The 11,648-nt window shown below is 60.7% G+C and carries 9 protein-coding genes and 1 pseudogene; 5 read left to right on the top strand and 5 right to left on the bottom strand.

Annotation, left to right across the window (positions count from 1 at the left end; genetic code table 11):
* The first annotated feature begins 15 nt into the window (after window positions 1-15).
* From SE91_RS11105 to SE91_RS11085, 5 genes are all read left to right on the top strand, one after another.
* A complete protein-coding gene (locus tag SE91_RS11105; protein WP_061847650.1) occupies window positions 16-681 on the top strand; it encodes a class I SAM-dependent methyltransferase in 666 nt (221 codons plus the stop codon).
* Window positions 659-1,234, top strand: a complete 576-nt coding sequence (locus tag SE91_RS11100) for a WbuC family cupin fold metalloprotein (protein ID WP_061847649.1) — start codon at window positions 659-661, stop codon at window positions 1,232-1,234. Before SE91_RS11105 ends, SE91_RS11100 begins: the two co-directional genes overlap by 23 nt.
* 65 nt (window positions 1,235-1,299) lie before the next feature.
* The gene (locus tag SE91_RS11095) at window positions 1,300-2,517 is read left to right on the top strand and encodes a class I SAM-dependent methyltransferase (protein ID WP_061847647.1); all 1,218 of its coding nucleotides are present in this window, start codon (window positions 1,300-1,302) and stop codon (window positions 2,515-2,517) included.
* On the top strand, window positions 2,510-3,721 hold the full coding sequence (locus SE91_RS11090; protein ID WP_061847646.1) for a class I SAM-dependent methyltransferase: 1,212 nt from the start codon (window positions 2,510-2,512) through the stop codon (window positions 3,719-3,721). Before SE91_RS11095 ends, SE91_RS11090 begins: the two co-directional genes overlap by 8 nt.
* Window positions 3,718-4,752, top strand: coding sequence for a Gfo/Idh/MocA family protein (locus SE91_RS11085; protein WP_061847643.1), 1,035 nt, complete (start codon window positions 3,718-3,720; stop codon window positions 4,750-4,752). Before SE91_RS11090 ends, SE91_RS11085 begins: the two co-directional genes overlap by 4 nt.
* A gap of 445 nt (window positions 4,753-5,197) precedes the next feature.
* Here the strand turns inward: SE91_RS11085 and SE91_RS37595 are convergent.
* The 5 genes and pseudogenes from SE91_RS37595 to SE91_RS11065 all read right to left on the bottom strand — a co-directional run.
* Window positions 5,198-5,366 (bottom strand): annotated as a pseudogene (locus SE91_RS37595) (non-homologous end-joining DNA ligase); the annotation flags it as partial.
* Between the two features lie 102 nt (window positions 5,367-5,468).
* The gene (locus SE91_RS11080) at window positions 5,469-6,326 is read right to left on the bottom strand and encodes a sulfotransferase (RefSeq protein WP_082813708.1); all 858 of its coding nucleotides are present in this window, start codon (window positions 6,324-6,326) and stop codon (window positions 5,469-5,471) included.
* 66 nt (window positions 6,327-6,392) lie between these two features.
* A complete protein-coding gene (gene cysN, locus SE91_RS11075; RefSeq protein WP_061847640.1) occupies window positions 6,393-8,282 on the bottom strand; it encodes a sulfate adenylyltransferase subunit CysN in 1,890 nt (629 codons plus the stop codon).
* Window positions 8,282-9,181 carry a sulfate adenylyltransferase subunit CysD gene (cysD, locus tag SE91_RS11070; protein WP_061847638.1) on the bottom strand — a complete coding sequence of 300 codons (900 nt, stop codon included), beginning with the start codon at window positions 9,179-9,181 and terminating at the stop codon, window positions 8,282-8,284. The genes cysN and cysD overlap by 1 nt, the downstream gene beginning before the upstream one ends.
* A gap of 377 nt (window positions 9,182-9,558) precedes the next feature.
* Window positions 9,559-10,911 (bottom strand): IS1182 family transposase, encoded by a 1,353-nt coding sequence (locus tag SE91_RS11065; protein ID WP_061847637.1) that lies wholly within the window; start codon window positions 10,909-10,911, stop codon window positions 9,559-9,561.
* Between the last annotated feature and the right edge of the window lie 737 nt (window positions 10,912-11,648).

Below are 11,648 nucleotides of genomic sequence, written 5' to 3'. Positions count from 1 at the left end.
GAACGGTTGACGATCATGGCCGAGATCAACCTGCTCCAGCCGATGCATGCCTCGACCAAGCGGAACTACGTTCAGCGGGTCGTCGAGCACGACAAGGCGGAATCCGCCACCGTGGCACGACAATGGGGGCGCGATTACTGGGACGGCGACCGCCGCTATGGCTATGGAGGCTATCGCTACGACGGACGGTGGCGCCCGCTTGCCCAGACCCTGATCGATCGCTACGGCATCAAGCCCGGCATGAGCGTGCTCGATGTCGGCTGCGGCAAGGGTTACCTGCTCTACGAATTCACCCAGCTCGTCCCCGACCTGACCATCGCCGGCATCGACATCTCCGACTACGGCATCGCCAATGCCAAGGAGGAGGTGCGGCCGCAGCTTAAGGTCGGCAGCGCCGTCGAGCTGCCCTACGCCGACCACAGTTTCGACCTCGTGGTATCGCTCGGTGTGCTGCACAACCTTCCGCTCGAGGAGGTCTTCCGCGCCGTGACGGAGATCGAGCGCGTCGGGCGCGGTGCTTCGAAATATCTGATGGTGGAATCGTTCCGCAACGAGCACGAGAAGGCGAACCTCCTCTACTGGCAGCTCACTTGCCTGAGCTTCCACGGTCCGGAAACCTGGGCCTGGATCTACGACAAATGCGGATACCGGGGCGACCATGGGTTCATCTTCTTCGAATGAAGCCGGCCTGCGCCGGCCGACCTCGCTGCGTGCGCAGAATCCGGAAGTCTACTATTCCGACGATGCCATCGTCACGGCCGACGACGCCACGATCGCGGAGCTGAAGCGCATCGCCGCCGGCAACCCGCGGCTGCGCAGCCGGTTGTGCACGCATCCGGACCCCTCGTCCGATCTGCACGAGATGCTGATCGTGCATCATCGCGAGGCCTATGTCCGGCCCCACAAACATTTTGGCAAGCCTGAATCGTTTCACCTGATCGAGGGCACCGCCCAGGTCGTGATCTTCGAGGATGACGGCCGCATTCGCGACGTGCTCGAGATGGCGCCCTACGGCCATGGCGGCCTTTGCTATTACCGCATGCCCGAAAAGGTCTTCCACTCGATCCTGATCACCTCGGAGTGGCTGGTGTTTCACGAGACCACCGCCGGCCCGTTCGATCCCTCCCGCACCGCATTTCCGGACTGGGCCCCCGATGGCGGCGACGCTGCCGCGGTCCAGGCCTATGTCACCAAGATACGTACACGCGTCCTAAAGCCTCTGACGAGGCCATAGACTTCATTTAAGCTGGCGCCCCTCGAGGCATGCCGATCGTACCACTCTTGCAAAGAGTTAAAGCCGTGACCGACCATTGCCGCCTTTGCCATTCGACCAATCTGCGGCCCGTCATCGATCTTGGACAGATGCCGATTGCGCATCGGCTTCGGCATAGCCGAAACGAGCAGGATGAGCGATATCCGTTCGAGGTGCTGGCATGCGGCGAGTGTGGCCTGCCGCAGATCGTCAAGCCGATCGATCCGGACATCCTGTATCGGCAGTTCAACTACAATTTCAGCACCTGGAAGCCCGAGCCGCACCAGGTCGACGAGCTCGACACCATCGCGAAGTTCTCGAAGCACCAGTCCGTGTTCGAAATCGGATGCAACGACGGCCTGTTCATGGACAAGCTGCGCGACCGCGGCGCGAAGGTTCTGGTGGGCGTGGAGCCCAACCCCGTGTCCGGCAAGATCGCCCGCGAGCGCGGCATCAATGTGTATTCCGACATGATCAGCCCGGCGCTATGTCACGACGCGGTCGCTGCGGCCGGCAAGTTCGACCTCGTCGTCTCGCGCCAGGTGCTGGAGCACATCGTCGACTTCGAAAACTTCTTCGACTGCGTGAAGATCGCGCTGCGCGACGACGGGCTGCTGTTCATCGATGTGCCTGATTTCGCTCCCGGCTCGACGGCCGGAGACCTCTCCGTGCTCTGGGAGGAGCACGTCAGCTATTTCACCGAACCGACCCTGCTCGCACTGCTGGCGCGCCACGGTTTCGAGGCGGTGTCCGTGAAGAAGTACAATTTCAGCGGCGGCAGCCTCGCCATCGCAGCCCGCCGTGCCACGCGCGACATGGCGCCGCCGCCCGCGCCATCCGGCGTCGGCGAGAAATTCGGTCAGCGCGCCAGGGAGTATGGCGCGCGCCTCCGTCCGATCCTCGCCAAGGCACGCGCTAGTGGCGCCGAGATCGGCATCTATGGCGCCGGCTGCCGCGCCTGCACCTTCACCAATGCCCACGAGCTGGCGGAGCTGGTCGACCTCTCGGTCGACGACCAGAAGGAGCGCCAGGGACTGTTCCTGCCTGGTACCGGTATTCCGATCCGCGCGCCCGAGGACCTCGCAAGCAAGTCGGATCCGCTGATCTGTCTTCTGGCGGTGAACCAGGAGAATGAAGCCAAGGTCAGCAGCCGGCTGCGCGACAGCGTGAAGCGCCCGCTGCACATTGTCTCGATCTTCGCACCCTCCGACATCTGGAGCGAACTCGATCGCCTTGAGGCGGCCGCAGGGTCGCGGCATGGCTGAGGACAAGCTCTTCAATTATTACGAACGTCAGAACGTTCTGCCGACGTTCGGAAATTTCAAGTCGTCCGCCGAACTCGGAGCCTATGCCGGCCAGAGGCGCGAGCTGTTTTCGGACAAGCTGATGCTTCCGCAGTTGCTGTTCCGCGATGCCGAACTGCTCGAATTCGGTCCTGATTCCGGCGAGAACGCCCTGGTGTTTGCCGGCTGGGGCGCGAACATGACGCTCGCCGAGCCGAACAGGCACGCGCACGAAAAAATTCAGGCCTACTTCGCGCATTTTGACCTGACCGAGCGTCTGCGCGAGCTCGCCCTCTCCGACGTCGAAGGATTTCGCGGCGATCGTCGCTTCGACATCATTGATGCCGAGGGGTTCATCTACACGGTGCAGCCGAGCGAAAAATGGCTCGGCATCTTTCACCGGTTGCTAAATCCGTACGGTTATGCCGTCGTCTCCTACTACGAACGTTATGGCGGCTTCTTCGAGCTCGCGCTCAAGGCGATCCATGGGGCGGGCAAGGCGTTGACGGCCCGCCCTGCGCTGGAGACGGCGAAGATGCTGTTCGAGGCGAAATGGAACAGCATCCCGCACACCCGCAGCTTCGATTCCTGGCTGATGGACGTGCTCGAAAATCCTTTCGTCCGGCACCGGTACTTTGTCGACGCCGGTGCCTTGTGCGCGGCGGCGCATGAGCAGGGCTTCGACGTCCACTCGGCGTGGCCGGCGTATCGCGACAATCTCGACGTCTACTGGCACAAGAAGGTCTTGTCCGACGACGAGAAGCTGCAGCGTGCAGTACGCCATCTCGGCCGCAGCCGTCTGAGCTTCCTCGGCGGATGCAAACTATATCTGGTCGGCAACATCGAAGCGGTCAATGCGATTTCGGCGTCGATCGAAGCGCTGGTTCAAGATGTCGACGGAATGATCGACGACCCCTTCGGCGACTGCCTGCCCCGGGTGATTTCCGGATTGGCGTCGTTGCGCCAGACGGTCCGCACAAGCGCCATTCTCGCCGACGATGCTGCCGATATCGACACTATTCGTGCGACGCTCGATAGTTTCCATCGCATCTTCAGTGCAATCGGGCGACGGGATGCGTCCGCAGTCGCCGCCCTCACCCGGACCGACCCGGCATTCATCAACACCTGGGGACAGCCGGCGCATTTCCTCGTCGTCCGGAAGCGCTTCGAGGATCCCGGCCGGTGAGGCCAGGCATCGGCATCATAGGAACAGGCATGGTGGGCCAGATGTGCCACCTTGCCAATTTTGCCGCCAATCCCGCCTGCCGCGTTGTCGCGATCGCAGATCTCCGGCCGGATCTCGCAACGGCAGCAGCTCGGAAATTCGGCATCTCACGGATCTACGCAACACACCGGGAGCTGCTCGCAGACAGCGAGGTGTCCGGCGTCGTCGTGGTGACCAAGCGTCGCGCCACGGGTCCGATCGTCCTGGACGCACTGAACGCCGGCCGGCACGTGCTGTCTGAGAAGCCGATGGCCTACACTACGGCCCAGGCGACCTCACTAATCGAAGCTGCGCGGCGGCAGGATCTCGTTTACAGCATCGGCTATATGAAGCGCCACGACGCCGGAGTGGCGCGCGCGATGGATGAATTGGCCCGCATCCGAACCGGCCGGTCGCTCGGACGCATCGTCGGTGCGCGAGGTTGGTGCTTCGGCGGCAACACCGGGGGATCAAGCGACACGTTCGTCATGACCGGCGAGATCCGGCCGGACGGGCTCGCGCTGTGGCAGGACGGACCGGATTGGATGCCGGATTCGATGCGGTCCGGCTACGACGGCTTCCTGAACGTCTTCAGCCATATCATCAACCTGGCCCGCTATGTGCTCGGTCCCGCGCCGAACGTCGCCGAAAGCAATATCGAGCCATCGGGTACGGCACGCGTCACGCTCGACTTCAGCGGCATCGCCTGCGTCCTGGAGTTCGCGCACGGATCGGAAGGCGCTTGGCGCGAAGGCCTGACGATCAATTTCGAGCGCGGCGCCCTGACCATCCAACTGCCTCCCCCCTTTGCCGAGGCCGAGGCGCAGATCACCCTCGACGACCACGGCCGTATCACGCCGCTGAAGCGCGGCCAGAGCTGGGCATTTCGACGCCAGGCCGAGGCGTTCGTCTCGGACATCCTCGGACGAAGCGCGCCCCTTGCGTCCGGCGAGGATTCGATCACCGACATCGCGATCGCGGAAGCGATCTGGAAGGGGCTGGTCAACGGCTAGCGCGCGGCTCCGCGTTCGCACCATTGGGCTGCGCAATGCCGGATGGCGCGCGATTCGCCGAACGGGGACGCTTGCCCCTATCCTGTCAGCAGAAGGGCTTCATCCGCGATCGCCGCGACACGTTGGATGGAGAATACCCGTAGCCCTACATATTCTGGGCCGCTTAGGTCACAGAGGGGCGCCTCTTGCGCGGTCTACTGCCCATAGCCGACGATGGCATTAGCCTTGTTCGGTTATGGGCCACAAGCGAACTCGCTGGCGGAGTGTTGGTAGCGTAGCTCGAGCCACTTCAAGAATTTCAGCATAAGTGTCTTCCTCAGGTTTTGCCGGTCAACCGGAGGCAGATTGGTACGTCCTATTTTGATTTTACGGCCGTCCGGTCACCCGTTTGCGGGTCTTCCCGCAGGCCCTTGAAGAAGGGAAGCCGGACCTTTCCCTCGTCCGATTAGGCCGGGTATTCGATCTCAACCAGCAGCTTCGGCTCGACCCAAACGCCCTTGTGCGCGATCCGCTTGGTGTAGGGTTGGGTTCGTCGGACGCAATTCGCCGGTCGACGCCTTGCCGAAGCCATGGTCCACCTTGCCGGCATAGATCAGATCGTCGCCCTTACGGCGAGCGCGATCAGCACTGCGGGCAAACCCGCTTGCGCGAGCAGCCGATGGTCCGATCGACGACATAATTAAGGCCGAGGCCGGTGAAGCGCCAAAAGGCGCCTGCTACGGCTCGTACCCCACCGCCCTCAGCTCAGCCGCATGACGGCTTGCAAAAGCCCTCAGCTCGGGCGTCGCCTCATAGGCGCCGGACCGTTCCCGAACCACGCTACCTGCGATCGAGTTGATCTGTTCATCCGTCGCGGACAGGCCGCAGAATGGCACGGCGATCTTGATAGCGGCCGCAGGATCATCGAGGACATCCTCATAGCGGAGACGCAGCAGGCGTTCGCTCGGCACCGCGCTCAGAACGGCCTCGGCTTCCTCGATATACTCTCTCCAGAGTGAGAAAGCGTCATCGAGCTCAAGGCAGCGGGACGAGCCGACAAAGCCGCCCTTTCTAGGCCTGAGAAAAAAGACGTATTGCCATTTCGCGTAGAAGCGGGCGGCATCGGCCAGTTTCTTCAATTCGCGTACCCTCAGGCTCTGGGCCACGTCGACGCCGTTGCGTTTGATGTAGATGATCTTCGCATCGGGAAAGATTTTTAGCCAGATGGGAAGAGCGAAGGTGTTGCGCGGGTCCTTCCAGCCCCATGGCGTATCGAGGCTGTTGACGCCGCCCTTCAGATACTGCATCGGGCCGGTGAAGCTGATGCTGCGCGGCGACGAGATCAGGTTTCGCAGGTAACGCTCGGACCAGCCGACGACCGCCTCGTTACGCCAAAAGTATTTGCGAAGCTGGGTCGGGTCGTCCCAGCTCGCACCGCATTGATGCAAAAGCCATTCATTCATTTCCTGAAAGAACAGCGCTTCGTTGTTCTCGTCCTTTCGCAGCCCGACGAAGAGGCCGAGCGCCTCGAGCATACGACCGATCATGCTGGTGCCGGAGCGATGCATGCCAGTGAAGATGATTGGCGGCCTCATGGTAGTTCCTCGTCGTCGTGATAGCCTGCCCGTCAGCGACCGCGATGAAGTGGTTGATTGCTGCGGCTAGTCGTTCCGGACCGGCTCGATGAACTGCCGGCTCACTGGGGCGTCTACGACTTCATCGGCAAGCCATTCAGGCTGCCGGCCGACCGTCGTAAGATGCAGATCCGGAGCATCCGGCGGCTGATAGGGTGCATCGATGCCGGTCATGTTCTTCAGCTCGCCGGCCCGGGCCTTGGCATAAAGTCCCTTTGGATCCCGTCTGACGCATTCGTCGATTGGGGTGTCGATGAAGATCTCGATGAAAGCGTTCTCGTCGACCAGCGCCCTGATCATGTCGCGCTCCGCTTTGTAGGGCGATATGAAGGAGCAGATGACGATGAGGCCGCTCTCCATCATCAGCTTGGCGACTTCGCCGACGCGCCTGATGTTCTCGACGCGGTCGGCTTCGGTGAAGCCGAGATTGCGGTTGAGCCCGTGGCGTACATTGTCGCCGTCCAGCAGCATGGTGTGACGCGCCATGGCAAACAGCTTTTGGTCGACGAGATTCGCGATGGTAGATTTTCCGGCGCCGGAGAGACCGGTGAACCAGAGAATGCATGGTCTCTGGTTCTTGAGCGCGGCGCGTTGATTCTTGCTGACGAGCACCGGCTGCCAGGCAATATTGGTCGCTCTCCGCAGCGGGAATGCGATCATCCCCGCTCCGACGGTTCTGTTGGTGCGGCGGTCCATGACGATGAAGGCGCCCGTCCGCTGATTGGTCTGATACGGATCGAACACGACCGGTAAGATCGTCGAGAAATTGCAGAACGCGATCTCGTTCAGCTTGAGCGTTGATGCCGCCAGATGCTCTCGTGTGTTGACGTCGATGAGGTATTTGATTGCCGTCACGGAGGCCGAGGGCACGGACTGGGTTCCGATCCTGAGGGCGTAGCTGCGGCCGGGAACTAGCTGCTCCTGATCCATCCAGATTAGGTGGGCTGCAAACTGATCCGCCACCTCGGCGTGCTCGGTCGGCCTGGTGAGAACATCGCCACGGCCGATGTCGAGCTCATCAGCAAGCGTCAGCGTGATCGCGTCACCTGCCTCGGCGCTCGCGATATCGCCGTCAAACGTGACGATCCGTGCGATGCGGGTTTTCTGTCCCGTCGCCGCGATAACGACGCCTTCTCCGGCAGTAATGCGCCCGGATGCGACCGTGCCTGCATAGCCGCGGAAGTCTAGGTTCGGCCGGTTAACCCACTGCACCGGAAATCGAAAGGGGAGTTTCGCGGCGCCCGACGATATGTTGATGCTTTCGAGATGATCGAGCAGGCACGGGCCTTGATACCAGCCGGTACGACGGGAGCGCTCGATGACGTTGTCGCCGTATCGCGCCGAAATCGGAACAAAAGTCATCGACGCGAAATCAAGCCCCGCTGCGAAGGAGGTGTAGCCCTTCACGATCCGGTCGAATATCTCCTGGCTGTAGTCGACGAGATCAATCTTATTGACCGCGACGACCACGTGCCGGATGCCGAGCAGGGAACAAATGAACGAATGTCGTCTGGTCTGAACCAGCACGCCCTTGCGTGCATCGATCAGCACCACCGCAGTCGAAGCCCCGGTCGCCATATTGCGCGTGTACTGTTCGTGACCAGGCGTATCCGCCACCACGAATGATCGACGCCGCGTGCTGAAGAAGCGGTATGCGACATCAATGGTGATGCCCTGTTCGCGCTCGGCCTCCAGTCCGTCGACCAGCAACGCGAAGTCGACTTCTCCACCAGTCGTGCCATGCCTCGAACTGTCGCGGAGAAGTGCAGCAAGCTGATCGTCGTAGATCAGCTTGCTGTCATGCAGCAGGCGCCCGATCATCGTCGACTTTCCATCGTCGACCGAGCCGCAGGTGATGAAGCGCAGCTGATCCTTGTCCGCGGCCGCTCCCGTGACGTCGAACCGTCCGTCGTCCATCAGAAGTAGCCTTCGCGCTTTTTCTTCTCCATCGACGCTGCTTCATCGATGTCGATCAGCCGGCCCTGGCGTTCGGAGGCAGTGGCGGTCCGCATTTCCGTGACGATATCGTGCACGGTTGCCGCGCTCGACTCGATGGCGCCGCTGAGGGGGTAACAGCCCAGGGTGCGAAAGCGGATCATGCGTTGTTCGATCTTCTCACTCGGCCCGACGGCCAGCCGATCGTCATCGACCATGATCATCATCCCGTTGCGCCGCACGACGGGACGCCGCTTCGCGAAGTAGAGCGGCACCACCGGGATGTTTTCCAGCATGATGTATTCCCAGATGTCGAGCTCGGTCCAGTTCGACATCGGAAATACCCGCATCATTTCGTCCTGACGAACTCGCGCGTTGAAAAGATTCCACAGCTCGGGGCGTTGATTGCGCGGATCCCAAGTATGGCCTGCCGAGCGAAACGAGAAGATGCGCTCCTTGGCACGGATCTTCTCCTCGTCGCGGCGCGCTCCGCCAAAAACGGCATCGAATTTATATTTATCGAGCGCTTGCTTCAGCGCCTCGGTCTTCATGACCTGGGTGTGCAGCGAAGAGCCCGATCCGATCGGATCGATGCCGCGCGCGAGCCCGTCCTTGTTGATGTAGACGATCAGATTCGCACCGATGCGGCGCGCAGTCTCATCCCTGAACGCGATCATGTCGCGGAACTTCCATGTGGTGTCGACATGGAGCAGGGGGAAGGGAAGTGGTGCCGGGAAGAAAGCCTTCATTGCAACGTGGAGCATGACGCTCGAGTCCTTGCCGATCGAGTAAAGCATGACGGGACGTCCGAATGCGGCAATCACGTCCCGCATGATATCAATCGATTCGGATTCAAGGCGGCTTAGGTGTCTAGGCAGCATAAGAGCTCGGAGTAATGGGAGGTCGCGACGTCATGTCTCGGTTGTGCGGCTAGACTCTCTGTCTCTTGCCTGCACAACGCCTGCGAAGATCGCTGAGAACGAACGTGTCCATTACATTCTACTTTGACAGGGTGATCTATTAGGGGAATATCTCCGCACTATGTCTGTCATGTGACATTCCGAAGCTTGCCGTAGGCGTCGGTGGCTGACGGAGACGAGCGCTCCCGCCTTCAGAACGGGGGACGAGTCTTATGCCAAGCTATCTGCGGCGAAGATGTTGCGCTGAAGGATAGTTGACGTCCGCTATGGGTCGATTCCGTTGAAGAAGTCCGTTTGCGACCGAGGTGGCTGAGACAGTAGCGCGAACCGAACGCCTCTCAGGCTGGTTTTGGCTGCGGCATTGGCACTAGCTTGGCAAGTTTCCGGAGGTTCTGGGCGGTTGCTGCGAGGATGAACTCGTCGTGGGCACCATTTGGTCCGCGTAGTCGTAGTCGGTCCAGCCTGAGAATGCGTTTGAGATGAGCGAACAGCATCTCGACCTTCTTGCGCAGTCGCCGTGATGTCCGTCCCTCCCAGGATTTGGCAATCGCCCGCGCCATGTCCCGGGCGCTCTCATGGATCGAGCGAGGCACCTTTCGAGCAGGTGTATTCGGGCAGCAGCGCGGCCTCAAGGCACAGGCATCACAGTCAGCCTTACTCGCTCGATAAAGCAACGTCTCGCCATCATTTACACGTGTCCCGGTCGTGGTCAGCGTCTTGCTGCCAGGGCAGATATAGAGGTCGCGGACCGGATCATAGGTGAAGTCCTCCCGTGCGAAGGTGCCGTCCTTGCGCGCTGATTTGTCGAACACGGTTACATGAGGCTCGATGCCGTGCTCATCAACCAGCCAGCCCAGCATATCGGCTGAACCATAGGCGCTGTCACCGAGGAGCCTGGACGGGCGGAGAGCAAAGTTCTTTGCGGTCCGTTCGATCATGCGCTTTGCAGCGAGAACTTCTGCCTGCCGGATTGCTGTGGTCGGCTCAACGTCGACAATGATCGCATTCTCCACATCGATCAGATAGTTCGTGGAGTAGGCAAAGAAGGCCTGTCCGCCATGGGCGCCGGTCCAGCGTGCGGCTGGATCAGCCGGCGAGATGAACTTGGGGACGATCTCCGTCGCAGCCCCAAAGGCCGCATCGTCCAGGACGGCTAGATACTCGTCGATGGCACGGCTTGTGGCCTGTGGAGGCAGCCCCTTTTGGCCCTCGACGCCGTTCTGCCGGTTCGCATCGGCCTTGATCAGGCTGGCATCGACCGCAAAGCCTTCTCCGCCAACCAGCCCCTCGTCGATACAGCGGTGCAAGATGGCTTCGAACAGCCGCCGCAGCAGATCGCTGTCGCGGAAGCGGCCATGCCGGTTCTTCGAGAAGGTCGAATGGTCGGGCACGTCACCATCGAGCCCAAGGCGGCAGAACCAACGGTACGCCAGGTTGAGGTGAACCTCTTCGCAAAGGCGTCGCTCGGAGCGGATGCCGAAGCAGTAACCGACTAACAGCATCCGGATCATCAACTCGGGAGCGATCGAAGGACGCCCGATTGTGCTGTAGAAGGCAGACAGTTCTCGCCTCAATCCGTCGAGTTCCACGAACCTGTCGATCGATCGCAGCAGATGGTCGGCCGGAACGTGCCGCTCAAGCGAAAACTCATAGAACAACGCGGCCTGCTCAACTCGCTGATGTCCCATCATGATTCAGTCCTCTCGGAATGACTGAATCAGCGAACATCAACCCGCGCAACCAAATACTTTTTCAACACAATCGGTCACAGGCGGACGTCAGTCCAGACCGCCGTGGAGGTCAGCTACGGGCCATATGCTGACATTCCGATGAAGCCGATCTGCTGGTTGACGACGTCGCCTTTTGCTACTTGACTGGGTTGGGATAGTCAGACCGCCAAGGGCATCCCGTGATCCGCGAATTTCCGCATGACCATGAACTCCTCGCCTTTTTTTGAGAGTGAGCCAACCGTACCCTCCCCTGGCGATCCTTGGTTCTACAACACACTTGAGTTTGCGATAGTTCGGGCGGAGATCACAGTCATTTGCCGCCTCTCACCGTTATCACGACGCTATTCAGAATGAATGGTCATGAACTGACGAAGTTCGAGCTTCGTGACGCCGAATCAATCCGCATTGTCACAAGTGCGCAACAAGAGGCTTTGGTAGCGACTTTCGCGCCGCCGTTACGCCTCGATAACTTCGCTTTACAACTCAAGCCCCGGGTGTGGGCTGCGTGGGGCAACTTGCATCAATTCCCCTAGCCACGCCTTTGCGAAGTTGAGGCGTTGAGCGACTAGGGACAGGCTAACTTCTCGCCATTGCAGTAAGGAGTGAAGCGAGCATTCTGGCCAAGCCAGGTTTCGACGCCTGCGGGAAAAAATCGAACCATCGCAGAAATCTGCACTCCATTAGAGTGGTTGGTCCAT

Origin of the sequence: Bradyrhizobium sp. DOA1 (genome assembly GCF_001593325.1) — a bacterium.
Taxonomy (GTDB): Bacteria; Pseudomonadota; Alphaproteobacteria; order Rhizobiales; family Xanthobacteraceae; genus Bradyrhizobium.
Note: the sequence above shows the minus strand (reverse complement) of the source record. Positions and strands in the feature narration are given on the sequence as shown.

Bases quoted from the DNA above. Each gene is read 5' to 3' on its own strand.
- SE91_RS11080 (WP_082813708.1), bottom strand. From the start codon at position 6,326: ATGAGGCCGCCAATCATCTTCACTGGCATGCATCGCTCCGGCACCAGC.
- cysD (WP_061847638.1), bottom strand. From the start codon at position 9,181: ATGCTGCCTAGACACCTAAGCCGCCTTGAATCCGAATCGATTGATATC.
- cysN (WP_061847640.1), bottom strand. From the start codon at position 8,282: ATGGACGACGGACGGTTCGACGTCACGGGAGCGGCCGCGGACAAGGAT.
- SE91_RS11105 (WP_061847650.1), top strand. From the start codon at position 16: ATGGCCGAGATCAACCTGCTCCAGCCGATGCATGCCTCGACCAAGCGG.
- SE91_RS11065 (WP_061847637.1), bottom strand. From the start codon at position 10,911: ATGATGGGACATCAGCGAGTTGAGCAGGCCGCGTTGTTCTATGAGTTT.
- SE91_RS11100 (WP_061847649.1), top strand. From the start codon at position 659: ATGGGTTCATCTTCTTCGAATGAAGCCGGCCTGCGCCGGCCGACCTCG.
- SE91_RS11090 (WP_061847646.1), top strand. From the start codon at position 2,510: ATGGCTGAGGACAAGCTCTTCAATTATTACGAACGTCAGAACGTTCTG.